At 34.8% G+C, this 25,838-nt stretch carries 26 protein-coding genes and 2 pseudogenes; 7 read left to right on the forward strand and 21 right to left on the reverse strand.

The window, feature by feature from the left end:
• Nucleotides 1–52 precede the first annotated feature (52 nt).
• From spxB to KW2_RS10445, 6 genes and pseudogenes are all read right to left on the reverse strand, one after another.
• Nucleotides 53–1,759: pseudogene (gene spxB, locus KW2_RS10425) on the reverse strand (pyruvate oxidase).
• Between the two features lie 247 nt (nucleotides 1,760–2,006).
• Nucleotides 2,007–2,963 (reverse strand): serine hydrolase domain-containing protein, encoded by a 957-nt coding sequence (locus KW2_RS10430; RefSeq protein ID WP_021037912.1) that lies wholly within the window; start codon nucleotides 2,961–2,963, stop codon nucleotides 2,007–2,009.
• A 72-nt stretch (nucleotides 2,964–3,035) separates the two neighbouring features.
• Nucleotides 3,036–3,815, reverse strand: a complete 780-nt coding sequence (locus KW2_RS10435; RefSeq protein WP_021037913.1) for a CppA family protein — start codon at nucleotides 3,813–3,815, stop codon at nucleotides 3,036–3,038.
• 228 nt (nucleotides 3,816–4,043) lie between these two features.
• Nucleotides 4,044–4,205: a hypothetical protein gene (locus KW2_RS12180; RefSeq protein ID WP_014735165.1), complete on the reverse strand. Its 162-nt coding sequence runs from the start codon at nucleotides 4,203–4,205 to the stop codon at nucleotides 4,044–4,046.
• Between the two features lie 71 nt (nucleotides 4,206–4,276).
• The gene (locus KW2_RS10440; protein WP_014735166.1) at nucleotides 4,277–4,606 is read right to left on the reverse strand and encodes an iron chaperone; all 330 of its coding nucleotides are present in this window, start codon (nucleotides 4,604–4,606) and stop codon (nucleotides 4,277–4,279) included.
• A 34-nt stretch (nucleotides 4,607–4,640) separates the two neighbouring features.
• A pseudogene (locus KW2_RS10445) lies at nucleotides 4,641–5,146 on the reverse strand (pyridoxamine 5'-phosphate oxidase family protein).
• Nucleotides 5,147–5,514: 368 nt separating this feature from the next.
• Between KW2_RS10445 and KW2_RS10450 the strand changes: the two are divergent.
• Nucleotides 5,515–6,297 (forward strand): CPBP family intramembrane glutamic endopeptidase, encoded by a 783-nt coding sequence (locus tag KW2_RS10450; RefSeq protein ID WP_011835996.1) that lies wholly within the window; start codon nucleotides 5,515–5,517, stop codon nucleotides 6,295–6,297.
• Nucleotides 6,298–6,332: 35 nt separating this feature from the next.
• Here the strand turns inward: KW2_RS10450 and gla are convergent, their stop codons facing one another.
• Nucleotides 6,333–7,202, reverse strand: coding sequence for an aquaglyceroporin Gla (gla, locus tag KW2_RS10455; RefSeq protein WP_011677122.1), 870 nt, complete (start codon nucleotides 7,200–7,202; stop codon nucleotides 6,333–6,335).
• A gap of 171 nt (nucleotides 7,203–7,373) precedes the next feature.
• Here gla and KW2_RS10460 point away from each other — a divergent pair, with 171 nt between their 5' ends.
• From KW2_RS10460 to KW2_RS10470, 3 genes are all read left to right on the forward strand, one after another.
• Nucleotides 7,374–9,665, forward strand: a complete 2,292-nt coding sequence (locus KW2_RS10460) for a Xaa-Pro dipeptidyl-peptidase (RefSeq protein WP_021037914.1) — start codon at nucleotides 7,374–7,376, stop codon at nucleotides 9,663–9,665.
• Between the two features lies 1 nt (nucleotide 9,666).
• Nucleotides 9,667–10,377 (forward strand): gamma-glutamyl-gamma-aminobutyrate hydrolase family protein, encoded by a 711-nt coding sequence (locus KW2_RS10465; protein WP_021037915.1) that lies wholly within the window; start codon nucleotides 9,667–9,669, stop codon nucleotides 10,375–10,377.
• 149 nt (nucleotides 10,378–10,526) lie between these two features.
• Nucleotides 10,527–11,369 (forward strand): amino acid ABC transporter substrate-binding protein, encoded by an 843-nt coding sequence (locus tag KW2_RS10470; protein ID WP_011677124.1) that lies wholly within the window; start codon nucleotides 10,527–10,529, stop codon nucleotides 11,367–11,369.
• Between the two features lie 90 nt (nucleotides 11,370–11,459).
• On the opposite strand, the gene KW2_RS10475 is transcribed toward KW2_RS10470, so the two are convergent.
• The 4 genes from KW2_RS10475 to KW2_RS10490 all read right to left on the reverse strand — a co-directional run bounded on the left by KW2_RS10475 (nucleotide 11,460) and on the right by KW2_RS10490 (nucleotide 15,527).
• Nucleotides 11,460–12,782, reverse strand: a complete 1,323-nt coding sequence (locus KW2_RS10475) for an FAD-dependent oxidoreductase (protein ID WP_021037916.1) — start codon at nucleotides 12,780–12,782, stop codon at nucleotides 11,460–11,462.
• Between the two features lie 111 nt (nucleotides 12,783–12,893).
• A complete protein-coding gene (gene gltX, locus KW2_RS10480) occupies nucleotides 12,894–14,345 on the reverse strand; it encodes a glutamate--tRNA ligase (protein ID WP_021037917.1) in 1,452 nt (483 codons plus the stop codon).
• A 141-nt stretch (nucleotides 14,346–14,486) separates the two neighbouring features.
• Complete coding sequence (locus tag KW2_RS10485; RefSeq protein ID WP_021037918.1) at nucleotides 14,487–14,981, reverse strand: cysteine hydrolase family protein; 495 nt, start codon at nucleotides 14,979–14,981, stop codon at nucleotides 14,487–14,489.
• A gap of 3 nt (nucleotides 14,982–14,984) precedes the next feature.
• Nucleotides 14,985–15,527, reverse strand: a complete 543-nt coding sequence (locus KW2_RS10490) for a cysteine hydrolase family protein (protein ID WP_021037919.1) — start codon at nucleotides 15,525–15,527, stop codon at nucleotides 14,985–14,987.
• Between the two features lie 108 nt (nucleotides 15,528–15,635).
• Between KW2_RS10490 and KW2_RS10495 the strand changes: the two genes are divergently transcribed.
• Nucleotides 15,636–16,523 carry a LysR family transcriptional regulator gene (locus KW2_RS10495; protein ID WP_021037920.1) on the forward strand — a complete coding sequence of 296 codons (888 nt, stop codon included), beginning with the start codon at nucleotides 15,636–15,638 and terminating at the stop codon, nucleotides 16,521–16,523.
• A 32-nt stretch (nucleotides 16,524–16,555) separates the two neighbouring features.
• Here KW2_RS10495 and KW2_RS10500 read toward each other — a convergent pair whose 3' ends face one another.
• Complete coding sequence (locus KW2_RS10500; protein ID WP_021037921.1) at nucleotides 16,556–17,479, reverse strand: phosphatase PAP2 family protein; 924 nt, start codon at nucleotides 17,477–17,479, stop codon at nucleotides 16,556–16,558.
• A gap of 196 nt (nucleotides 17,480–17,675) precedes the next feature.
• Between KW2_RS10500 and KW2_RS10505 the strand changes: the two genes are divergently transcribed.
• Nucleotides 17,676–18,170 carry a GNAT family N-acetyltransferase gene (locus KW2_RS10505; protein ID WP_041168746.1) on the forward strand — a complete coding sequence of 165 codons (495 nt, stop codon included), beginning with the start codon at nucleotides 17,676–17,678 and terminating at the stop codon, nucleotides 18,168–18,170.
• A gap of 90 nt (nucleotides 18,171–18,260) precedes the next feature.
• On the opposite strand, the gene KW2_RS10510 is transcribed toward KW2_RS10505, so the two are convergent.
• The 5 genes from KW2_RS10510 to KW2_RS10530 form a co-directional block, all read right to left on the reverse strand.
• Nucleotides 18,261–18,584 (reverse strand): DUF1048 domain-containing protein, encoded by a 324-nt coding sequence (locus tag KW2_RS10510; protein ID WP_021037923.1) that lies wholly within the window; start codon nucleotides 18,582–18,584, stop codon nucleotides 18,261–18,263.
• Nucleotides 18,581–18,919, reverse strand: coding sequence for a DUF1048 domain-containing protein (locus KW2_RS10515; RefSeq protein ID WP_021037924.1), 339 nt, complete (start codon nucleotides 18,917–18,919; stop codon nucleotides 18,581–18,583). Before KW2_RS10515 ends, KW2_RS10510 begins: the two co-directional genes overlap by 4 nt.
• Nucleotides 18,912–19,268, reverse strand: a complete 357-nt coding sequence (locus KW2_RS10520) for a PadR family transcriptional regulator (protein ID WP_021037925.1) — start codon at nucleotides 19,266–19,268, stop codon at nucleotides 18,912–18,914. Before KW2_RS10520 ends, KW2_RS10515 begins: the two co-directional genes overlap by 8 nt.
• Nucleotides 19,269–19,389: 121 nt before the next feature.
• A complete protein-coding gene (locus tag KW2_RS10525) occupies nucleotides 19,390–20,019 on the reverse strand; it encodes a hypothetical protein (protein ID WP_021037926.1) in 630 nt (209 codons plus the stop codon).
• A gap of 58 nt (nucleotides 20,020–20,077) precedes the next feature.
• Entirely contained in the window at nucleotides 20,078–21,163 is a 1,086-nt protein-coding gene (locus tag KW2_RS10530) for a PIN/TRAM domain-containing protein (protein ID WP_021037927.1), read from the reverse strand.
• A 266-nt stretch (nucleotides 21,164–21,429) separates the two neighbouring features.
• On the opposite strand from KW2_RS10530, the gene KW2_RS10535 reads away from it, so the two are divergent.
• Nucleotides 21,430–22,107: a YoaK family protein gene (locus tag KW2_RS10535; RefSeq protein WP_021037928.1), complete on the forward strand. Its 678-nt coding sequence runs from the start codon at nucleotides 21,430–21,432 to the stop codon at nucleotides 22,105–22,107.
• 45 nt (nucleotides 22,108–22,152) lie between these two features.
• Here the strand turns inward: KW2_RS10535 and radA are convergent, their stop codons facing one another.
• From radA to KW2_RS10555, 4 genes are all read right to left on the reverse strand, one after another.
• A complete protein-coding gene (gene radA / locus KW2_RS10540; protein WP_011677138.1) occupies nucleotides 22,153–23,514 on the reverse strand; it encodes a DNA repair protein RadA in 1,362 nt (453 codons plus the stop codon).
• Nucleotides 23,515–23,683: 169 nt separating this feature from the next.
• Nucleotides 23,684–24,697, reverse strand: coding sequence for a glycosyltransferase family 2 protein (locus KW2_RS10545; RefSeq protein WP_021037929.1), 1,014 nt, complete (start codon nucleotides 24,695–24,697; stop codon nucleotides 23,684–23,686).
• Nucleotides 24,679–25,224 carry a D-glycero-alpha-D-manno-heptose-1,7-bisphosphate 7-phosphatase gene (locus KW2_RS10550; protein WP_021037930.1) on the reverse strand — a complete coding sequence of 182 codons (546 nt, stop codon included), beginning with the start codon at nucleotides 25,222–25,224 and terminating at the stop codon, nucleotides 24,679–24,681. The genes KW2_RS10545 and KW2_RS10550 overlap by 19 nt, the downstream gene beginning before the upstream one ends.
• Nucleotides 25,221–25,796, reverse strand: a complete 576-nt coding sequence (locus KW2_RS10555; protein ID WP_021037931.1) for an SIS domain-containing protein — start codon at nucleotides 25,794–25,796, stop codon at nucleotides 25,221–25,223. Before KW2_RS10555 ends, KW2_RS10550 begins: the two co-directional genes overlap by 4 nt.
• Between the last annotated feature and the right edge of the window lie 42 nt (nucleotides 25,797–25,838).

Raw genomic sequence — 25,838 nt, forward strand, 5'->3', positions numbered from 1 at the left:
AAATAAAAAAAAGACACTGGAATATCCAGCATCTTTTTTTCTAATTATTTTTTTATTCTTTAATAAGTTTACTGAAAGAAATTAATCCTTGAGTTTGATATTCTTTTTCAAATTCAGCAGAATCAAGTTTTAATTGTTCTACTGGTAATGGGCGATGGTCAAAAATATTGACATTAATGACAACTGGTCGATCAGTTTCTTTCGCTTTTGCAAAGGCCTCTTTCAGTTCTGACAAGTTATTGACATCAAATCCTACTGCACCCAAAGCTGCTGCCGAAGCTCCAAAATTTGCTCCAATCAAATCAATACCAGAGTGTGGTTGTTTGGCATCATCTTGTTCTGCTTCAATAAAGCCTAGGCTCTTATTAGTTAAAACAACATTAATGATTGGTAAATGGTACTTGACCTGAGTTAAAATATCAGGCATCACCATCGCCCAAGCTCCATCCCCAGAAATTGACCAAACTTGTCGGTTTGGATATTGAGACTTGGCCCCAATTGCTGCCGGCAAAGCATAGCCCATCGTAGCATACCAACCACTTGTCGTAAATCTTTGGTCTTTACTTGTATCAAGAAGTCGCATGCCATCGATTGTTACATTTCCCACATCAACTTGGAAAATAGCATCATCAGTTGCCATTTCATTGATTGCTTTAAAAACTGGCTCTACTTCTAATGGCGAACTATCAATAAGCGAACGTTTTTCAAGCCATTCTACCCAATTTTCTTTGTCTGCTAGTGCTGCGCGATACCAATTTGTTTCTGGAAGTTGTTCTCCAATTTCCATTAATTTTTTTATGGTCAATTTAGCGTCAGCCAAAATGGCCAAATCAACTTGATGACGACGTCCAAATTTAGTTCCGTCAATGTCAACTTGAATATATTTGGCATCTTCAGGGATAAAGAAACTTTGGAAAGGCATATCTGAACCTAAAAATAGCACAGCATCAGTATTAGAGGCAATCTCTACCCCCGGTTTAGAAGCAACCCGTCCGGCAGAGCCCATATATGCAGGCGCATTATCGGGAACTATCCCTTTAGCTAGAGCTGAGCTCAAAATTGGAGCTTGTAGCATTTTAGAAAGAGCTAAAACTTCTTCACGTGCTCCTCTTGTTCCTTGTCCGATATATATCAAGGGGTGTTTTGCTTCTTTTAGTATTTTCCAAGCTTGTTGAATTCTTTCACTATCAGGTTCTAAAGGTAGTGGCTTTTGATATAAGTTCGCACTAGAAATATAGTTGTCTTCAATTTCTTGCCAACCTAAATCTTTGGGAATGGTAATGACAGCAACACCACGTTTAGCATAGGCTTGACGAATGGCTTCGTCAACTACCGCTGGCATTTGTTCTGCTGTCATTACTGTTCGATTATAAACACTAACATCAGCAAACATTGGATTTTCGTTTAACTCTTGGAAATAATTAGTGTTCATCGCACTTGTTGGAACTTGTCCAACTAAGGCAAGGACTGGAACATGATCGTATTGAGCGTCATATAAGCCATTTAATAAATGAACGGCTCCTGGTCCTGCCGAACCAAAGGTTACACCAATCTCTCCGGTTACTTTTGCTTCTCCGACAGCCGCTAAAGCCCCCACTTCTTCATGGCGAACTTGAATATAATTCAATGTGTCTTTTCAATTATATAATGCGTTCATTGTCGAATCAATTGATCCGCCGGGTAAACCGTAAATATTTTTGACACCCCAATCTTCAATAACTTTTAACATTGCATCTGCTGCATTTATTTTTGTCATGATTTTCTCCTTGATGTTCAATCTATCAATTACTAACTATGTTAACACTGCTTTAAAAAATACTAATTATTAAACATTCCCCTTTCATTTTTAGGTAAATAAAATACTTTCTAAGTAAATTATAGGTCAAAATAATCTAATTGTAAATTATTTGAGTCCTCCACTTTATTTTCTTAGTCTATCAGCAACAACTAAAAAAGAACCGTAAACTAAAAGTTACAGTTCTACTTGTTGATTCATTCAAAAAATATCAGTCTAAACTTAAATGATTGATTAAGAACTTTATTAATCGGTCACGTTCTTCAATCCATTTTTCTCGATTATCCTTGAGATGTACACGGTTTGATAAAAAAACAACTGCTTTTTTGATGCGAGGATTAATTAATATAAAAGTTCCAGTGTATCCTGTATGAAGGAGCCAATCATTATTTTCAGCTGGTAAGTCCCAAGCTAAGCTCCTTTTTTTCGCTCCATCAGCATAATTTTTCAAAAGTTCTAAATATTTTTCTTCTCTAAAATAAGCTTGACTAAATAAAATCATATCAGATAAGGTTGAAAACAAGCCAGCAGATCCGCAATGATTTTTTAATACTTGAGCTTTAGGATCATGAACGGTACCTAGCGGAATATTTTGACTTGTAGGTACAGCATTTTCTACTGGTCCAAAACTTGTTTGCTTCATTCCCCAGTTCTTGAAAATATTTTTAGTAAAAATATGATCTAGACTTTCGCCATAATATTCTTCCAATAAAAATCCTAATAAAATAAAATTAATATCAGTATATTTAAAGCTCTTATCATCAGTTACTCTAATCTGATTAATTGCTTCTGTCAGTTCAAAAAAACCTAATTTGTCCCGATTCGGGATGTAGGGATCAATTCCAGAAGTATGTGTCAGTAACTGTCGCAGACTAACCGTGCTGTCAGTAAATTTGGCATAATATTTTTGAAGCGGCGCATCAAGTTCTAACTTTCCAGCAAGAACAAGGTCAATGACCGCAGTTCCAGTCCCAATCACTTTCGTAAGTGAGGCCAAATCCCATTTTTTTCCAGGAGTCAAAGCGATAGGTTCAGGAATAAGAGCTGCTTTACCAAATAAATACTCAGAAACTTCTTCTCCCTCAAGAATTGCAAAATTAACACCAGGGAAAACATCACGCTCAAGATAATCTTCTATCATGGCTAAAAATTCTTGTTGATTTTTCATTTTATCCTCTGCTTCTTTTTCTTTTGAGCAAAAAAATCTGTCAAAATTTAACAGATTTTTTAAACTAACTTCTTATTTTACAAACCAAAGTTCAGCATGGTCAGGAACTTCTAAAGAAAAAGTTTTTGCTGACGCATCGATGTAAGTTCCATTTGCTTCTGAAAATTGATTAGCAAAAGCTTTCAAATCAAAGTCTTTATCAATCATGAATATCAAAAATTCAAGGTCAAGAACCTCATCTGTCCCTGCAGTTAAATCTTCACTTTCTTCAACATTTAGGGTCAAAGTTACAAACGGAAATTCAATTTTACCATCAATCGCTTTAAGATCAAATACAGATTCGTAAAATTCAATAATTGACTTGTCAGCAACATTTAAGTTCATTGCTGTAATTTCAAAGTCTGATAAACCTTTGAAATTTTTATCAAGATTGAGCTTAATTTCTGATTTATTAATTTCTGTCAGTGCTGGTAGGTCTGTCAGTGAATCCGAAGTTACCAAAAAAAGACCTGCTTCAGGAGAAAGAGCCGTAAAAGCAAGACCATTTTTTCCTTGATAAATTTTAGCAATTTTATCTAAGTTACGAACAATTAATTGTTCAATCTCAGATGCATTTGCTTTAATGACAGTCTGTCCGTGTTTTTTTAATCCTTCAACCGGACGAAAACCTGGTGATTCTTCTAATTGGAAACGATCTTTTTTCGCTTCATGTCCACCAAGCCATACCATTGCCCCTTCTTCTACCAATACCTTAAAGCCTAGAACTCCACGATAAAAATCTAAATTTTCTTCACGATGAAGAACACGATAGACTGGTTGAAAAGCGGTAATATGATTTATAATCTCGCTCATTTTAGCCTCCATTGATTACATTTACAAATAGCTATCTCTTATTTTCGCAAATTTCAAAGAAATTATCAACGATTTATATCTTTAGTTTTTGTATGTCTTATATAACATAAGTCTGAGCAACTTAATTTTGTTATTTCTTATATCCGATGCTAAGTCAGTTTTTCAGCAGATTTATCTACATTTCAGCCTGATATCTAAAGATAAAAATATTATTTTTTGAAATTTTTCCTACCAGTTTTTTGCAGATGGAAATTTATTAAGGGATAAATCATACTCACAGGCTGTAACAAGTAAAAGAACAAGTCCAATCATTACCAGTGCGCCTATTATTAATATAATAAAAAAATATAATATATTGAGTAAATCTTTTTGCAGTTGTTTATTTTTCATAATTACTTCCTTGTTACCCAATTAAAAATGACAAAAATCGAATAACTTTTTATGTTATCAAGTTGATAAACTTAAGTAAAATGTGTTAAATTCCAATTTATAACATCACTTACTAATTTTCTAAGCTCACCATGCTCAATTCCATAAGGAACTTTTATCGTTCCTTTGCTGCATTCATATTGTTGTTTGAGTACTTCTAAATGATTTTCAATAAAATTTGGTCTAGGATAAATTCCTAAATGATGCTTTTGAGGCTGAGCATAGATAAGTACCGTTTTTCCATTAAACCAAGCAGGCATTCCATAAGAAATACGTTCTTGGGCCTCAGGAAAAATTGATAAAACAGTTTCTCGAATCAATTTCATCAGCTGATTATTTATAAAAAACTCTTCAAACTCCATCATTAAACTCCTCTATTTCTTAGTCTAGCCCTTCTTATTTATGTTCTTCTCTCTTTTTATCGGGATGAATATTTTGTTTTACTGTGTAAGAATCTATGATAATTTTTATGACCCCCACTCGTTCCAAAGCTTTTTCAGGAATAGGGTCAAATGTTTTTCCTTTAGCCGCATGTGCCATCAAAAGATGCAAAGCATTTCTTTTTTCTTCTAAATCTTCAATAATTTTTGCCTCACCAAAACCGATTAAGCTTTGATAAGCATAAGAATATGTTGAAGCATTTTTATTGCCTTCAATGAGTTTATCGGGTTGATCCATTTCTACAGCAACTAAGGGATTTTCTCTAATCATCGAAACTTTTTCCCTTCACTTGCTCCGTGGATATACAAGCTAAGAGCTTCGTCGTTCCATGAATAACCAAAATTTACTGGTACAACATAAGGATATTTTTCGCCATTTATAGCTATCCGAACAACTTCTACTTCATCAACAAATTTTTTGATTAAATCAATATCTGTCACTTGTCTTTTAGCTCTTCTCATTTGTTTATTTTCCTCTATTTTCGTTAGTAAAATCTTAAAAATCTTCTCTATAGGCTGATTTATTGGGACAAAATTGCACTTAAAGTATATCAAAAAAATAAGAAATATAGAATTTATAACCTATTTTATTCAGTATTTACACTTTATTTTATCCAAAATAACCTCCTAAATTTAATTATTTATAAAATAAAAATCACAGAAATTTACCGTGAGATCATTATAATTAAAAATCCTTCTTAACCAAATATCTAAAAAAAGCTTCATCAGTTTCATATTGAAATCTATAAGTTCCACTTACTACTTTTTTATGAAAAAGGTATCTTCTTGCGCTATTGCGGTCTATTGAAAGTCTGTGCTATAATATTGACATGAATATAGAAAAGCTTCAGTTTTTAGCTAAATATCGTTGGATTATCGTCCTAATTTTAGCCTTAATTTTTTCAGGTCTATCTGTCAGTATTTTTCATTTACCATTTTTAATGACAGCCCTTGTTTTGTCAGTTATTGGACTCATTTTTGCCTATCACAAGTCTGTTTGGCTGGTCCTTTTTATCCTATCTAATCTCCCGATGTTAGTTAGCACAATTTTTGCTTCTCAGCATCATTTTTCAACTTTAGATACGATTATCTTTTTCATCATTTTCATTTTTACAATAATCAGCTCTTATTTGATTGCTCGCAAAGCTGAGCTCATTCCTAAGTTAAGTTGGAAATATTTCCCACCGGTAAGAATCATACTAGGGTTTGTTTTGCTCTTTTTAGTTTCTATTTTGACAGGAATTTTCGCCCAAATCTTTAATCAAAGCCCAACAACAACTAACCAAGAATCACTAAATGAATTACAGAAAGTAATTCCTATAGCTGTCTTTGCTACTCAAACCCTTGCTGCAAGTTTTTTGGAAGAACTTGTTTATCGAGTAGGAATTTTTGAACTTATCTTTAAAAATCAAAAGTATTTTGCTTTTTTAACTGCCATGCTCCTGTTTGCATTCATGCATGGACCAACGGACATTTACAGCTGGTTAACTTATGGACTGATGAGTCTTGTCCTTACTGGGCTCTATGCTAAGTATCGTAATTTTTATCTCAATATGAGTGTCCATTTTCTTTGGAATCTTTTTGGACTAGTCATTGCACTTATGGTCAAATAAAAAAATTACTGACAACTCTGTCAGTAATTTTTTTATTAAAGATAAATCATTTTAAATAATGCAACGGCTGCAAGTGATGCAAGAATTGGTGCCAAAACTGGAACCCATGCATACCACCATTTAGATGAACCTTTAGCTTCACCCAAAACTGATTTCGGTAAGAGACTGTGAACCAAACGTGGACCAAAGTCACGCGCCGGATTCAAACCAGGACCTGTAGGTCCACCAAGTGCAACTACGAGTCCCATAACAAGGAATCCTAGGAACAAGTGAGCAATCATTTTAGAAGCTGAAGCTCCTGAGGCTTGAACCCAAATTTGATTCATAACGTCTGATGAAGAAACATCTGCTCCTTGACCTTTCAAGTAGTTTGTCATCCAAGTAATTGATTGACTACCAAAGAAGATATTTGTCGCAGCAACCGCACCGAAGAACAATACAAATGAACCTAAGAACTCATTCAAGAAACCATTAATGGTTGCTCCCAAACGAGTTTTTTCACTGTTATCATCAACGTTGTCGATAGTTGAGAAAGTTCCAAGAATAGCATTTGGATTTTGTGTTTTAAGATAGTATGGACGATAAACCATAACGATTAATAATTGTCCAAACATCGCACCTAATACTTGCGCAATAATGTATTGAGCAACGTGTGCCCAAGGAAAAAGTCCTGAGGCTGCAAGTCCAAGTGTGAAAGCTGGGTTGATTTGTGAAGTAATATTACCAAAAGCAACTGCTGGCAACATTACGCCAAGTCCGTAACCCCAACCAATAATCATCCAAGATTGTGCGTGAGCTTTTGTACCTTTAAGTTCAACGTTAGCAACCGCACCATTACCCATAATAATGAGTAGGGCAGTTCCAACAAATTCAGTGATATATTTCACTGTCCATGTAACATCCATTTTTTATGGAACCCTCCAAAATTTGATTTTAATATAATAACCTCAGCTATTATACCAGAAAAGCACGTTTGCTTCAAATATTCATTGAAAATAGCGCGCCTTTAGTCTGATTAATCACTGAAAATTTGCTATAATTAAAAGAATTATCATGTTTATTACGGAGGATTTAAAATGTGCTTTAACCATTTTTCAATTGTTGACAAAAATTTTGATGAACAATTAGCAGAACTTGATCAGCTTGGTTTTCGTTGGTCTGTTTTTTGGGATGAAAAGAAAATCTTAAAAGATTTTCTCATTCAAAGTCCTAGTGATATGACTGCTCTACAAGCAACTGCTGAATTAGATGTCATTGAATTTTTAAAATCCTCTATAGAATTAGATTGGGAAATTTTCTGGAATATTGCTTTGCAACTTCTTGATTTTGTACCAAACTTTGATTTTGAGATTGGCAAAGCTTTTGAGTATGCAAAAAATAGCAACCTCCCTCAAATCGAAGCAGAAATGACCACAGAAAATATCATTTCTGCTTTCTACTACCTCCTTTGTACGCGTCGAAAAAATGGAATGATTTTAGTTGAATATTGGGTATCAGAGGGACTTCTTCCTTTAGATAATCATTATCATTTTTTCAATGACAAATCGTTGGCAACCTTTGATTCTTCACTTCTTGAACGTGAAGTCCTTTGGGTTGAAAGTCCAGTCGATAGTGAACAACGGGGTGAAAATGATTTGATAAAAATTCAAATCATTCGTCCAAAAAGTACCGAAAAACTTCCAGTGGTAATGACGGCGAGTCCTTATCATTTAGGGATTAATGATAAAGCAAATGATTTAGCCTTACACGATATGAATGTAGAACTTGAAGAAAAAACCAGTCACGAAATTCATGTTGAACAAAAGCTCCCGCAAAAATTATCAGCGAAAGCAAAGGAACTTCCGATTGTTGACAAAGCTCCTTATCGTTTTACTCATGGTTGGACTTATTCTTTAAATGACTATTTCTTGACTAGAGGATTTGCCTCTATCTATGTGGCCGGTGTTGGAACCCGTTCTTCTGACGGCTTTCAAACCTCAGGCGATTACCAACAAATTTATAGTATGACAGCTGTCATTGACTGGTTGAATGGTCGAGCTCGTGCTTATACTTCTCGTAAAAAGACACATGAAATCAAAGCCTCTTGGGCAAATGGTAAAGTGGCTATGACTGGAAAATCTTATCTGGGAACCATGGCTTATGGAGCCGCTACTACTGGAGTTGAAGGTCTAGAGGTTATCTTAGCCGAAGCTGGAATTTCTTCTTGGTATAATTATTACCGTGAAAATGGCCTTGTCCGCTCTCCTGGCGGTTTTCCTGGTGAAGATCTAGATGTTCTTGCTGCGCTCACTTATTCACGTAATCTTGATGGTGCTGATTTCTTAAAAGGTAATGCTGAATACGAAAAACGATTGGCAGAAATGACTGCTGCTTTAGACCGCAAATCTGGTGATTACAATCAATTTTGGCATGACCGAAATTATCTGATAAATACTGACAAAGTTAAGGCTGATGTCTTAATTGTTCATGGACTACAAGATTGGAATGTGACACCAGAGCAAGCCTATAATTTCTGGAAAGCTCTGCCAGAAGGTCATGCTAAACATGCCTTTTTACACCGTGGGGCTCATATTTATATGAATTCTTGGCAGTCCATTGATTTTTCTGAAACGATTAATGCTTACTTTGTCGCAAAATTATTGGATAGAGATTTAAATTTAAATCTCCCACCTGTTATTTTACAGGAAAATTCTAAAGACCAAGTATGGACGATGATGAATGATTTTGGTGCCAATACCCAAATCAAACTCCCTCTTGGTAAAACGGCCGTTTCTTTTGCTCAATTCGACAATCATTATGACGATGAGACTTTCAAAAAGTATTCTAAAGATTTCAATGTCTTTAAAAAAGACTTATTTGAAAACAAAGCCAATGAAGCTGTCATTGATTTAGAACTTCCGTCAATGCTGACAATTAATGGCCCAGTTGAGCTTGAACTCAGACTAAAATTAAATGACACGAAAGGCTTCTTGTCTGCTCAAATTCTTGATTTTGGTCAGAAAAAACGTTTGGAAGATAAAGCCAGAGTGAAAGATTTTAAAGTGCTTGACCGTGGGCGAAATTTCATGTTAGACGACTTAGTTGAACTCCCACTTGTTGAGAACCCTTATCAGTTAATCACTAAAGGCTTTACTAATCTCCAAAATCAAAATTTACTGACCGTCAGTGATTTAAAGGCTGACGAATGGTTTACAATAAAATTTGAACTACAGCCAACCATTTATCATTTAGAAAAAGCTGACAAGCTTCGGGTCATTCTCTATAGTACTGACTTTGAACATACGGTTCGTGATAATCGTAAAGTGACTTACGAGATTGATTTATCTCAATCTAAACTCATTATACCTATTGAAAGTGTGAAAAATTAATATGGCAATTATTGGAATTCTTGGAACTCCTTACAACACAGTTGAACGTTCTCCTTTTTGGTGGAACAAAGTAAGCTATACACGTCAATCTTTTATTGATGTTTTCCAGGAATTAGGTCACACTGTGATTGTTCTTCCTGTTGACAAAACCGAAAATATAAAAAATTATCTGCCATTGGTCGATAAAATTGTACTGACTGGTGGCGCTGATGTCAGTCCTTATCTCTATGGTGAGGAACCTCATGCTCAATTAGGAACGACTGACCCAATTCGTGACCGTTTTGAGCTTGCCGCAATTAAAGCTGCTCTAGAAGCGAATAAACCTATTCTTGGTGTATGTCGTGGCCTACAATTGCTCAATGTTTATTTTGGAGGAACTCTTTATCAAGACTTGAGCCTAACTTCAAGTCAGATAAAGCACCTCCAAAGTCCAACTCCCCAAGAAGTTCCGACACATCACATTAGCGTCGAAAAAGAAAGTTCTTTAGATTTTTTACCTGAAAATTACATGGTCAATTCTTTCCACCATCAAGTCATTAAGGATTTGGGTCAGGGCTTGCAGGCCATTGCTCATGGAAATGATGGCTTAGTTGAAGCGATTGAAAATAAAGAAAAACATGTGCTGGCTGTTCAATGGCATCCAGAATGTACTTGGGAAACTGAGAATTTTGATAAGAAAATCTTTGAAATCTTCGCTAACGGAGACATCTAAAAGATATAAAACCATCATAAATCTTTTTTATGGTGGTTTTTTTAAGTTTATGTTAATATTATCTCTATATTAAAAGTCTGCTGACCAACAACCAAATTTCTAATTTAATAATAAAGGTCAGCTGACAAAATTTCTGAGGAGAAATTGATATGAAAAAAATAAAATTATTGACTCTTGCAACACTTGGAATTGCCTCAATTGGCTTACTTGCTGCTTGCTCGTCAAAAGATAATTCATCTTCTAAATCAACAGATAAAGTGACAACAGTAACCGTTGCAACTTCTGCCGCTTCTGTGCCTTATGAATACAGCGAAAATGGTAAAATGACTGGTTTTGAATATGATATTTTAAAAGCGGCTGATAAGGACATGAAAGATTATAAATTCGAGTTCAAAGTCTACGAAGATAGTGCGATTTTGGCTGCTTTAGATGGTGGTCGCGCACAAATTGCGGCAAATAATTTTGGTAAAACTAAAGCTCGTTCTGAAAAATATCTTTTTAGTTATCCTGTTCGTCAAGGAATTGATGCTATTTTCTCAACTTCTAAAGAAAACATCACTAAAATTTCCCAACTTGCTGGCAAAACAACAGAAATTCCTGCTGGAACAAACTATGGTGATATGTTTGAAAGTTGGAATAAAAACCATCCCGACAAAAAAATTGATGTTAAATATAGCCAACGTCCTTTAGCTGACCGTCTATCTGCGATTGCTAGTGGACAAATTGATTTCTTATTTGCCTCTAAAGCACCAGCAGAAAATTTAATCAGACAACATGCAATTACAGGTTTGGTTGATACTGTTCCCACAGACTTGAACAAACAATCTGAGTTTAAAACTTATGATTACTTTATCCTTGATAACAGTCAAACCAAATTACAAAAAGATTTGAATGCAGAGCTCAAGAAACTCTATGAAAACGGAACGCTAAAAGAACTCTCAGAAAAATATTTCCATGACAGCCATATTCCAGCTGCTGATCAATTCAAATAAACAAAAACTCGTCATTGACGAGTTTTTTTATTTTACTGACAGAAAATTTTTGTGTGACATTCACTCATAAAACAAAACTGTCAGTAACTTTTATTTCACTTCATTTTGAAATAAATCATTCAAACCTTCGCCCATAGTGGGGTGAGTAAAAATTTGGTCACGTAAAACTTGATAAGGAGTGTGCATTTTCATCGCCAAACTTACAAGATTGATGACTTCATGAGAATCTTCATGATATAAAGTTGCGCCAAGAATTTCATCCGTGTTAGGGTCAACTAATGCTTTAAGTAATCCTCGAGTATCTTGAACAACTTTGGCTTTAACAATTGGTGCCGCAGCCATCTTAAATAAACGATAATTAACTCCAGCTTCTTTTGCTTGTTTTTCATCTAAGCCAATCCGAGATAAGGTTGGGCTGATAAAAACTGAATAAGGCACAAGTTTCCTATCACTTAACTTACGTGAATGGTCGCCAAATAATTGATTATTGACAATCCGAAAATCATCTGTCGAAAGATAGTAGAATTGTCCTCCACCCCGAACATCACCCAGTGCCCAGATATTTTGAGCAGTAGTTTTTAAATCATCATCGACTATAATATAACCATTTTCTGAAAGTTCAACATCGGCTTTCTCCAAATCAAGGTCTTTAATATTCGGCCGACGTCCAGTAGCTATTAATATTTTATCAGCTGGATAAACCTTCCCTCCTGCGAAAACCTCACTGTCAGTAATTCTTTCAATTTCTACTCCAAGTTGAATTTCAACTCCAGCAGCAACTAAATCTTTGTAAATCTCATTTGAGATATCTTCATCTTCTTTAGGTAAAAAAGTAGCATGTGGCTCTAAAATAGTCACTTCAGATCCAAATTTGTTAAACATTCCAGCAAATTCTAATCCGATATAACCGGCCCCGATGATGACTAATTTCTTAGGAAGTTCAGAAAGTTCCATCGCTCCCTCAGAAGTGACAATATTTTTAGCTTCATGAATTCCTTCAATTTCTGGGATAATCGGTGTCGCTCCAGTATTTATGAAGATTCTCTCTCCAATGACCTGAGTGACATTCTCACCATTGACCACCTCAACAGTTTTAGAATTAATAAAACGAGCTAGGCCATCCATAACATAAACTAGGGCTTCATCTGCTGCTCCATGATAAGCAGCATTATGTAAAATCTCACGAACCTTATATTTTGTTGTCATTGCTTCTGAAAAATTCATGTTTTTTTGACCAGCAACAATCAAAGTTTTAGACGGAGCACAACCAACATTCGGACAAGTCCCACCATACATTGCTTGGTCACGCTCAATAATTAAAGCTTCTTCTCCATTTTTCGATAATGATTTCGCCAAAGCACGTCCGGCTTTCCCAAATCCAATGATTATATTTTTAAAATGTCTTGTTTCCATCTTCTTCTCTCTGCCTCCCTTTTCTTTATGCTTCTATTCTATAACTTTTGAAGGTCTGTGTGGTTCATCATGACTTAATAAAAAAACGCCACAAGGCGTCTTTTTATTATTTTATTTATTTAAAGCGGCATCCAAGTGAGCCAATACCTTTTCTTTTCCAAGAAGAGCAATCGTTTCTGGTAATTCTGGACCGTGCATTGAGCCTGAAGCAGCAATACGGATTGGCATCCAGAGCATTTTACCTTTCACGCCTGTTTCTTTTTGAGTGGCTTTAAAGAGTGGGAAAATATTCTCAACCGTAAAGTCACTTTCAGGAAGTTCAGCCAATTTTGCACGGAAAGTACTTAAAGCTAATGGTGTTGTTTCAGCGGCTAACATTTCGCGTGCTTCATCAGTCAATTCTGGGAAATCTCCGTAGAAAAGGTCTGTTAATTCAACAATCTCATCTGCTGATTTCATTTGTGGTTGATAAAGTTTAACCAATTCTCTAGCACGTTCATCAAAACGATTAGCGGCAACGAGGAATGGTTTTGTCAATTCAAAAACTTTCGCAAAATCGGCATTTTTGATGTATTCATTGTCCATCCAGTCCAATTTCTTTTGGTCAAAGGCTGCTGGTGATTTAGACAAACGATTTTCGTCAAAAAGTTCAATCAATTCTTCACGAGAGAAAATTTCTTTTTCTCCACCAGGATTCCAACCCAAAAGTGCAATAAAGTTGAAAATGGCATCAGACATGTAGCCTTTTTTACGGTAGTCTTCGATAAATTGGAGTGTGTTTGTGTCACGTTTTGACAATTTTTTCCCTGTTTCAGAATTAATAATCAAAGTCATGTGACCAAATTGTGGAGCTTCCCAACCTAAAGCATTATAAACAACCAATTGTTTTGGCGTATTAGCAATATGGTCGTCTCCACGAATGACATGTGAAATTTGCATATCGTGGTCATCAACAACAACAGCAAAGTTGTAAGTTGGGTAACCATCACGTTTTTGGATAACCCAATCTCCACCGATGTTGCCACCTTCAAATTCAATTTCGCCTTTAACGATGTCATTCCATTTGTAAATGGCTTTTTCGTCAACAGAGATACGAACGACAGGTTCAATATTTTGTGCTTTACGTTCAGCAATATAAGCTGCTTTTTCGTCATCGCTCATGCCAGCATATTCATTGATATAATGTGGGGGAATTCCTGCTGCTTCTTGTTTAGCATGGTCAGCTTCTAGTTCTTCAGGAGTTTTGTAAGAATAATAAGCTTTACCCTCAGCTAACAATTGGTCAATATATTTTTGATACAAAGGCAAGCGTTCTGATTGACGATAATTTTCGTGTGTTTCAGGGCTTTCATCCCAATCCATTCCCAACCAACGAAGGTTTTCAAGTTGTGAACGTTCACCATCTTCAACATGGCGTTCACGGTCTGTATCTTCAATACGGATGATGAAGTCTCCCCCGTGATGACGGGCAAAAAGATAGTTAAAAAGGGCTGTACGGGCGTTCCCGATATGCAAAAGTCCTGTTGGTGATGGTGCGTAACGGACGCGGATTTTTTTGTTCATTTTAATCCAATTCTCCTCATTGATTTCTTCACTTCTTTTTTATCAGAAATGAATCTTTATTGGTTTTAAATAGTAATTACTACTCTAACAATCAAATCTATTTTACCACAAATTAAAGAAGCTTGCGTCAGTGAAATTTATCTAATCTTTAATTTGAAGAAAACGTCCCTGCCAAAGATGATTTTCGTAATAATCAATCATTTCTCTTGCTGTCAGCCAATGATTATCAAAAGTTGAACTTGCCCCTTTTTGCATAAAATTTCGATAGCCCAAACCATGGGCAAAAACGACCGTTGTATTCACGCAAAATTCAGTTTGTGCCCCGCAAAATTCAATCGCTTTTACTGACAGCTTTTCCAAAAGCATTTGCAGTTCAGTTTGATAGAATCCATTAGCATGTGTTTTTTCCACATAGCTGTCAGTAGATTCTGTCAGTAATTCTGGAAGAAGTTGCCAACCCTCGCTTTCTTTTATCAGTTCATCATCATGATGTTGGATAAAGATAATTGGCTTTTTCTCCTTTCGATAAATAAGAATGCGTTGATTAATTTGCTCAATGAATTCATTTCGCCGATAAATGCCGTCACATACCCCTTTTTGCATATCAATCACAATTAAGACATCACTTGTTTTCATTGTTTATCCTTTCAAGAATTGGTCAGCTGTCAGTACTTGCGCAAAATTTTGTAAGGCTGAAAGAAAACTAATTTGAACATTTTCTGCCAAAACTTTTTTATCTTCAAAAATTAAATCTTTTGTTGCTGTTGCATCGGAAATCAATACTGGCTGAAAGCCAAGTTCTTTTGCCGCTCGAGTTGTTGAATCAACACACATTTGTGTCATCATTCCACAGATGACCAACTGCTCAATCTCTAATTTTTCTAGCGTTCTAAGTAACTCTGTCTCTAAAAAGCTATTAGGAAAATGTTTTTCAATGATGATTGACTGTTCCTGCACTTTGAGATTTGGGTGTAATTCACAGCCAATTGTCCCTGCTTCAAAAAAATCTGCATTCAGCTGATGCTTGATGTGTTGAATATAAATGATTGGCTTTTGTTCAGACAAAAAGCTATTTTCCAGTTGATTGACCTTTAGCAAAGCCTTGTCAGCTTCATGCAACTCATTTTTGCCTTCTGGAAAATAATCATTTTGAATATCGATTATAAGTAATGCTTGTTTCATTTTCGCCCTCTTTTTTAAGTTACTGAACAGTTTGTCAATAATTATTTCTCTGACAGAGTCGCTCACTCTATGTTAAAATTAGTATAACTCAAATTTAAGAAAAAGGAAATGGCTGTTTTTGCAAGATGGCCTTGTGATTTTTACATGACCTTTCAACATCTTTCAATCGAAAATATGCAGCTTTTTGTGACTGTTGCAGACAATAGCTCTATTTCACGTGCGGCCGAACAACTTTTTATTGACGCATCTTCTGTTAGTCGCAAGATATCTCTCATTGAAGAAGAACTTTCCAATCAATTATTTATTCGCTCAAATCAAGGGGTTGCCCTGACAGATACTGGAATTATCTTCTACAATTTTTGCCAGGAAACACTGAAAAATCTGTCAGAACTTTTTGAACATCTGTCAATAAACTCTAGTCTCTCTCAACTAAAAATAGGAACTTATGATTCCGTCAGTGTAGGTCTTTATAAAGATTTTTTTAGTGAAAATTTTTCAAAACTCGGAGCAGTTAAAATTTCTAACCAGATTGATAATTTAATCCAATCATTCAATAATAATCAATTAAATACTTTGATAATTGACGACGAATTTTCAAAATTTCTGACAGGAAATTTCTACGAAAAATCCTTAGCCAAAGAAGCATTTTATCTCGTCAGTCATCAAAAGTTTGCTAATAGTTTTGACAGTAAAAATTGGAAACAGCTTGAATTATTTTTAAATCCCAAAAGCTGTCCCATTCACCAAAAATTATTAGCCTTATGCCCTAAAGAGAACTTGCCCAAAATTCATGAAATAGAATATACTGCTTCTGCTCTTTCATTTTTGGTTTCTTCAAACCAAGCGACCATCTTACCAGAAGGCAGTCTAAAAAAATATGCATCAGAAAATTTTTATTTTCAAAAACTTCCAGAAAATTTCAATCGTAACCTTGTTATATTCTCAAGAACCTTGTCTGACCAAGAATTATTTTTAAGAAAAAATAACACTCAATAGAATGTTATCCTTGTAGTAATCTTTTTATTTCTCTAGTTGAGAGAATCCTCTTCAATAAATGAGTAACCAATGGCTTTTGTCGCCACAAAGGTAACTAAAGCAGCAATTATTAAGGACATCGTTGTATCTGACAAGAAATGTGCCCCAATTCGGACACGGGCAGCCATCATTAAAAGAGTGAAAATCAAGCCACTGTAAGCCAAAATCTTTTGGCCTTTAAGATTTTTTCTGTCAGCAAAAAATGGTAAAAAGAGTGCTGCTGCCGCTGCAATCGTATGTCCTGACGGGAATGACTGATGTCCTGTTGCACCATTTAAATGCCACCAATTAGTGAATGTTCCTTTAGTAGAAGACACAATTTCTTTGATCTCGTAAGGACGAAAACGCCCCCAGTTAACTTTCATGGTATTGACAATCGAGTTACTGACATAAACGACCGCAATTCCAGCAATAGCCACAATAATCAATTGACTCAACTCCTCATAAGTTTTTTTGCTTAGCCATCTATAAATTAAAAACGTCCCAATGACCAAGATAATAAATGTAAAAAGTGCTTCAAGACCGAAAGAATAAGTAGCTGTGGCGCCGATACTATTATTTGCCGCACCGAGCGCTTGATGAGTTTTGATATTATTGAGTGTCGTCACACCATAAAACATCCAGCCATCAACCCAACCCCAAGCTGACCAATAGGCAAAACCCAGAGCCGATAATGATAAAATCCATTTGCTAATTTGATTTTTTTGACGCAAACCGTAAATAAAGATAATTTCCGCTGAAATAAAAGGGATAAGTGCTGACGGAAACATTCCAAAAATCTGAAAAATATTACCAAAAATTGAATTTTGATTCAGGACCGCTTTTGAAATTTGCAAATCCTCAAAAGATGCAATAATTAATAAAAGAGCTGAAATTCCAATTAAAATGCTTAGGAATTTTTTCCCGCTTGTGTTCATAAAACCTCCAATAAGTTGATTACTACCCTTTTATTTTATCCCATTCTCAAACTCCCAATGTAAATCTTTGGTAAATTTTCCGTAAACCCTTTGTTAATCACTTCTTTTTATTTATAAGGCCAAACTATATAATCTTTTAATGACAAATGGTGGTTTTGGATTTTCTTTCTGGATAGTCTATGTTAGAATTAAATATATGAATGAAATTACTTATAATCAAATTATGCCAAATGATATAGATGATGTCATCCGTATTGAAAGACTCACTTTCTCAGAAAATGAAGCTCTGTCAGTTGAGTCAATGCTTGAAAGAATTAACTTAATTCCTGACACCTTTATCGCTGCAAGAAATAGTGAAGGAACTGTCGTCGGTTATGTTTCTGGCCCAGTTACAGAAGGCCGCTATTTAGACGATGAATCTTTTGAACGGACTGACGCCAACCCTGAACAAGGTGGTTTTCAAAAAATCATCAGTTTGACCGTTGACCCCGATTATCAAGGCTTGGGAATTGCAACAAATTTACTTCTTTTACTTGAAAAAGAAGCGAGAGCTAAAAAACGTTTAGGAATTAGCTTAACTTGTCATGATTACTTAGTTCCCTACTATGAAAAACATGGTTTTACTGATGAAGGACTTTCAGAGTCAACATTCGGTGGCGAAACCTGGTACAACATGGTCATGGAATTTTAAAATAAAAAAGTTACTGATAGGATTTTGTCAGTAACTTTTTTTATAAGCACCTTTCAAACTTACTGACAGTTTTGTTAGTAAGTTTTTTTATTACTTCTGAGCAAAATAATCATTCAATTCTTGCCGATATTTTTCTCGCCAATCTTGTTTATTTTCACTTAATAATTCGTCAGCAAAAGCCGAACTATCTTCACCTAAAACTTCTGCTGGGGTCCGTCCGTCAATGACAGCCAACTCAAACAATTCGATAATATCGGTAAAAATATGCCAATCTGTTTCCCCCATATTAAACATATACTTTTGAATGGCCTTATAAGCTTGATAAAAATCCTTAGGTAAATTTTTGGCCCGATTTTCCATCGCTTGCCATTCTCGTTTTTCCTTTAAGACGTCACTAATTTTCTCTAAAATCATTTTTTCACCGCCCTATTAAGTTTCACTTTTTGCTTCTTTTCCCAACCCTTATCATCAATCATCTCATCAATAAAGTCCGCAACATCTGTCCCAATTAAATCTGTCAGCTTTCTTTTTTGTCCCTTTGCCTCTTCAAGCAAATCCAAAAGTTGATTAAAAATAAATTTAAAATCGCTCCATTTGCTTGCTCCAGAAATCCAAACATATTTTTTTAATTCACAATAATCCTTATAGTAATCTGGGCCAAGATTTTTAGCTCGCTCTTCAAATTCACGAAATTCTCGTTTTTCCTCAAGGCCAATCATTCTATCAACAATATTTCTTTGTTTAGTCATCATTTTCTCCTTGCTCTGTCGTAAATTTTGTTTTATCTCTTAAAATCTCTAATTTTTCTGAGATAAACATCCATTTTTCCCAAAAATTTTGGCGTTCGGTTTGACCAGCCTCATTCAACCGATACCATTTACGTGGTGGTCCTATTGTTGAGGGTTTTTTAGCGACCTCAAGCCATTCTCGTTTTTCTAAACGCATGGTAATTGTATAAACAGTTCCTTCTACAACATCCTCAAAGCCAAGCTCCCGTAATTTTTGAGTAATTTCATAACCATAAGTTTCTCCTTGACCAATGATTTCTAAAACACACCCTTCAAGAACTCCTTTCAGCAATTCTGTTATTTCTTTCATTATTATCTCCAGCTATATTGTATTACTTATTACAGCTATATAGTACTACTACATAGCAAAATTGTCAAGCACTTCAATATTTTGGCAATAAAAAAACTGCATAAAAGCAGCTTTTCTATTCTTATTTTTCAAACTCAATTACTTTCATCTGCCCCTTAAAATTTTCATAGAGCACCGATTCAATGGTCAAACGAATAATGGACATATTCTCAGCGTTCTCGTGAAGAGACACAATTAGAGGTTCTTCCTTAATAAGCTTCTGAGTTGCCTCTCCCTCAATAACTTCAGACTTCACTCGATTCGAAGATAAACGTCCTCCATTTTCTAAGGAGTTAAACCAAGTTGTAAAACTTACTAATGGATTCTTTTTTAAGTCATAAATCTTTGATGCTTTTTTATCTGAAACCATATATAAAACATTCTCATTTTTTTGGGCTTGAATAAAACTCATAATTGTAGTTGAACTTTTTAAGCTCTCGTCAGTAACACTCAATGCAAGATAACCAGGAAAATCTTTCAGAAGGTAAGCCAGTTCATTTTCCAATGCATTTGTACCAACAACTTTAGCTTTTCGATTACTTTTAAAAATAGTCAACAGAACAAGAGGTAAAGTTAGAAAGATATAAGCAACCAAAAGCCCCAAAGCAAACCTTAACCAAAAATTACCAAAATTCATTTCTAATATCAAAGCGAAAATCACAAGAGAAACAAAAAAAATCACGAATAACTGAACAAATCTTTTTAAATACATCATTAACTCCCAAACACATCCATTAAAATAAAAGCCGATAAATTATCGGCCTTTCTTTTTATTTTTTAACCAAATCAGCAAAAATCATTCGACCAGCACTTGTTTGTAAAACCTTAGCAACTTCTACAGTCACTGTTTTATCAATCAATTTTGCGGTATCTTCGATAACAATCATCGTACCGTCTGGCAGATAGGCTACTCCTTGTTGACGTTCAGAACCTGCACGAATAATTTGAACATTAATATGTTCTCCCACAACAAGTTGTGTTTTCACAGCATTTGCAAGGTCATTAATATTAAGAACTTGAACCCCTTGAATCTCAGCAACTTTATTAAGATTAAAATCATTCGTCACTAATTTTGAACCAGTGGAACTTGCATATTTAAGTAACTTAGTATCAACTTCACGAACATCTGTAAAATCAACTTGAGAAATTTCAACTTGATCAAATTTAGTCAATTCATTGACCAAATCTAATCCCCGACGTCCTTTAGCTCTCTTCAAAGGATCTGAACTATCTGAAATTAACTGTAATTCTAAAATCACAAAATTAGGAACAATAATTTTATCTGAAATGAACCCTGTTTTAATTACATCTAAAATCCGACCATCAATGATTGAACTTGTATCCAATAAAATACTATTATCACTCTTAGATTCACTGACAACTTCCTCAGCAACTTCTACAGCTTCTGTTGCCATAACCTCCCGACGCTTACGAAAGAGCACTTTAGCAATTTCATCTCCACGACGGTCGAATAAAACATAACCTAAGTAAATCATGACCAATACAAGTATAAATGAAATGATATTACTCAAAATAGGAACATTTAAAAATCTTAATGGAATACTTCCAATAACTCCAACTAGAAGCCCAAGAACAATCCCAATAATATTAAAGACCATTTTTGACATATTCATTTTTGAGATTCTAGAATCTATTTTTTTCAACCCATTAAGCATTGAACCGGCAAATATAAATGAAAGAATAATAAAAATAATTGCACCAATCACACCGTCAACAGCTTCGTTTTGTAAAATTCCTTTGTCCCAACCAAATACCTTTAAAATGGACGGTACAACAGCAACACCTAGCGATGCTCCGATGACAGTCATAACGAGATGAATAATCCAACGACGCATATCTTTTCCTCCTTTTAGAAAATGGATAGGCTTACAATAAAGCCCTGTGTCAATTATACCACACGCTCCTTTAATATTGCTTATCCAAACACAAGAAATCTAGTTGATTTCTCATGCTATATTTATTATTTTATAACTTAATTACTTTAATAGCGACAATTTAATTTTTATTTTTGATAATAAATTTTATCATTTTAAATAAATAACATTGAAAAAGCATTGTGCTATAATGACTTTATCTTCTATAGATTATGAAGGAAATAAATATGATTAAATCCACTACTAACTCTAAAGAAAGTCTGCTCGTCGCTTTATTGCTTGCAATGAACACTGGCTTTGTTGATGCCTTTACTTTTTTCCATTTTGATGGCCGTTTTGCTAGCTTGCAAACAGGAAATCTAATACAAACCGGAATTAATTTAGCACATGGAAACTTTGAAAAAGCTTCTCAATTTATCATTCCCATCCTTTTTTTTGCCCTAGGAGCCCTTTTTAAAACATTATTTACCAAATATAAGAACAAGAATAACCACAGTGAAATTGGTCCACTCCTATTCATTCAAATGACTGGAATCCTTATCTTTTCCCTTTCATTTGCTACTTTTTTACACTTATCGGCCTCACTTTTTGTTGGAATTCTTTCTTTTTTCATGGTAATCCAAGGGGATACTTTTACAAAAGTGAGAGGACTTCCCTATGCCAATATCATGTCAACCGGGAATATTAAAGCTTTCGGAACCAATCTAGGCGAATATCTTGTTTCTAAAGAATCAAAATATTTAAGAAACTCGTTCATGTTTTTATCCCTTGCTCTATCTTTTGTTATTGGTGCCTTTGTTTCTTCTTTGGCCGGCTTCTGGTTAGGCAATTTTACCTTAGTGGGTTCTAGTATTCTAATATTATTTGCCTATATACTATATTCTTACAATCTGAAATTTTCATAAAAAATAAAAGCTATTTGTCTATCCAAATAGCTTTTATTACTTATTTTAGCCAAATACTAATTTTAGACATTCAGTTAGGGTTGTTACCCCAATTACTTTTATTTGTTCAGGAATATCAATTCCCACAATTGAATTTTTAGGAGCATAGACTTTTTTGAATCCTAATTTAGCAGCTTCATTCAGTCTTTGTTCAATTCGCGTCACACGTCGAATCTCTCCTGTTAAGCCAATTTCACCAATAAAACATTCACGCGCATCCGTCGGAAGTTCTTTATAACTTGAGGCTACAGCGACAGCAACCGCAAGGTCAATGGCTGGCTCATCTAATTTTACTCCCCCAGCTGATTTAAGGTAAGCATCTTGATTTTGCATCAATAAGCCTGTCCGTTTTTCAAGTACTGCCATAATCAGGCTCACTCTATTAAAATCTAAACCAGAAGTTGTTCTCTTAGCATTTCCAAACATTGTTGGTGTAGTTAAAGCCTGTATTTCAACTAGTATCGGACGTGTCCCTTCGAGTGCACAAACAATAGCAGAACCAGTTGAACCCTCTAATCGCTCTTCCAAGAAAACCTCAGAAGGATTAGTTACTTCAACTAAACCATGCCCTTGCATTTCAAATATACCAATTTCATTAGTTGACCCAAACCGGTTTTTAACTGCTCGAAGAATTCTAAAAGTATTATTTCTTTCTCCTTCAAAATAAAGAACGGTATCAACCATGTGCTCTAGCATTCTTGGTCCTGCCAATTGACCTTCTTTCGTCACATGACCAACGATAAAAGTAGCAATATCATTCGTTTTGGCAATTTGCATGAGTTCACCTGTCACTTCTCGAACTTGACTCACAGAGCCTTGAGTTGATTGAATTTCAGGTGTCATAATCGTTTGGATCGAATCAATAATCAAAAAATTTGGCTTCAAACGTTCAACTTCAGCACGAATTGACTGCATGTTAGTCTCGGCGTAAAGATAAAAATCTCGATCAATATCGCCCAAACGTTCCGCTCTAAGCTTAATTTGTTGAGCAGATTCTTCACCACTCACATAGAGAACCCGTCCTCTTGATGCAAGCTGAGTTGATACTTGCAAAAGCAACGTAGATTTTCCTATTCCTGGGTCTCCACCAATCAAAACGAGTGAACCAGGAACAACACCACCACCTAAAACACGATTAAATTCGTCAAGATCTGTTTCAATACGTGGTGTATCAAAAAGCTCAACTTCATCTAATTTCATTGGTTTTGAACGTTCACCAGACATCGACACTCGCTGATTTTTGACTTCCTGTACTTCAACTTCTTCAACAAAAGAGGACCACTCTCCACAATTTGGGCATCGCCCAAGATACTTTGCAGACTTATAACCACAATTTTGACAAACAAAAGATGATTTTTTCTTCGCCATTTTCCCTCCACTTATTTATACGTAAAATTTATTCAGATGTAACAAAAAAGCGAATAAATCGTCCTAAAATACCCTGATAAATAATTTTTTATCTTATTATTCTATCATACTTTATTTGACTTATCGCTATTATCTATGAAATATCATGATATAAAGGAAAATGCTTGGCTTATTTCTGCTTTAGTAGTCTGTATAATCGATTGGATAATCCAGTAGCATAAGGAAATGAACTTGCCAATTTCAAAAATGTTCCCCATTTTTTTCCAATATCTAATTTTAGAAAATATTTTTTATCCTCTTTATAAAGACTTTGAATGATCCGAATATTTTTTTTACTAACCGAAAAATTAGAAAATCGAATATCACCAAAAATCTTACCATAAAGCCAACAATATTTAAGTGCTAAATTATTAGCTTCTAAATCTATAAACTCCGGGTATTTAATTTTTACATCTTCTATTATTAAACGCTCTTGTTGGATTAAATCGAATTGTTTTTCGTAAAAAGTAATTCTTGTCTTTGAGGTCGGATTAGCGTAATAATAATAACCAATGTAGCTTGTTGCAATGGCCTTTTGGACTTTTTTAAAGTACTGATAGTTGAAGAAATTATCCTCAAATTCTCTGCCCACTTCAAAACGAATCTCCCCAAGAAGTTCGGTTTTATAAAGATTTGCATAAGACTCCCAAGGAAAATTTCTATCATCTTTGAATTCTTTCTCTAAAAAATCTTGCATAACATCATGATTATTTCTAAAATGATAGACTTTTGCTTGATTTTCCTGAATTATTTTCTTTACTTCTTCATCTCGTTCTTCCGAATAAGCGATATAACGACAACTCACGACATCAGCTTCATATTCAACCATTGGCTGATAAAGCTGCTCTAAGTAATCTAATTCAACAAAATCATCACTGTCAATAAAAGCAATATAGGTTCCGTAGACATTATCAATTCCCAAGTTTCTAGCTGCACTTTGCCCTCCATTTGGAATATGCCAAACGCGCACACGCTGATCTTTTTTTGCATAATTATCACAGATTTGACCAGAACTATCTTTTGAACCATCATCAATCAATAGCAACTCAAAATCCTGGAAGCTTTGATTGAGAACAGAATTCAAACATCTCTCTAAAAGTTTTTCAACATTGTATACAGGTACAATTACACTGACTTTTGGCATTTACTCTCTCTTTTCAAAATATAATTCACCGCTTCTTCGACATTATAAGTACAAAAATCTGCCTCGGTTTTTATTCGCTCACCTATCCCTACTGTTTTAAGACCTGCATTTTTTCCAGCCAAGACATCAGAATCAGAATCCCCGATTATATATGAATTATTCAGACTAATACTGAAATCACTCACAGCCATATTAATCAAGCCAGTTTTGGGTTTACGGCATGTACAAGACTCATAGCCAGGATAATGCGGACAAACATAAATTCCATCAATTTTGCCACCCTCCTCATTCAAAAGTTGGACCAATCGTTCATTTATTCTTTCAACATCAGAATAAGCGAGTCCTCTGTTATGAATAACTCCTCCTTGATTGGTAACAATAATACACAAATAGCCCGCTGCATTGGCTTTTTTTACTGCTCTTGCTGCTCCGTTAAGTAATACAAGCTCTTCAACTTGTGTAATATAATCTCCTAGTTTAAATTCATTGAGCGTCCCATCACGATCAAAGAAAATTGCTTTTCTCATTTTTCATTCGCAACCTTTTTATAAAAGACAGACATCATCATATGATTAAAAGTAAGGTGAATATCCTCAGCGATTTGCATATCATTGATAGGTACATGCATATTAAAATCGCTCATTTGATAAAGTTTTCCTCCATCATAACCTGTCATTCCAACGACTTTAGCTCCCACTTTTTGAGCCTCTTTAACCGCCTCAATTATATTTTTTGAATTTCCGCTTCCAGAAATCGCAAGCAAAATATCATCTTTTGTGATATTGCCCTCAAGTTGTTTTGAAAAAACCTTATCATAACTATCGTCATTGGCAATAGCCATCAACGTTGCCACATTATCATTCAAACAAACAAGGTGCCATTTTTTGTCTTGGTCATAAGAAAGTCCTTTGTTAAAATCATTCATGATATGTGAAGCAGTGCTTGCAGAGCCACCATTTCCACAAACATAAATTCTTACTTCATTTTCATAAGCTTCTTGTAAAAGATTCATCACCTGATTTAGTGCTTCTTTATCAAGTGATTCTATTGTTTTTTCAAGACGTGCGTAATAGTTTGTGATTTCTTCTGTATAATTCATTTAATTTCTCCTTTTGCTATGCATAGCTGATAATCAATTTAT

The organism is Lactococcus cremoris subsp. cremoris KW2 (assembly GCF_000468955.1).
GTDB classification, from domain to species: Bacteria; Bacillota; Bacilli; order Lactobacillales; family Streptococcaceae; genus Lactococcus; species Lactococcus cremoris.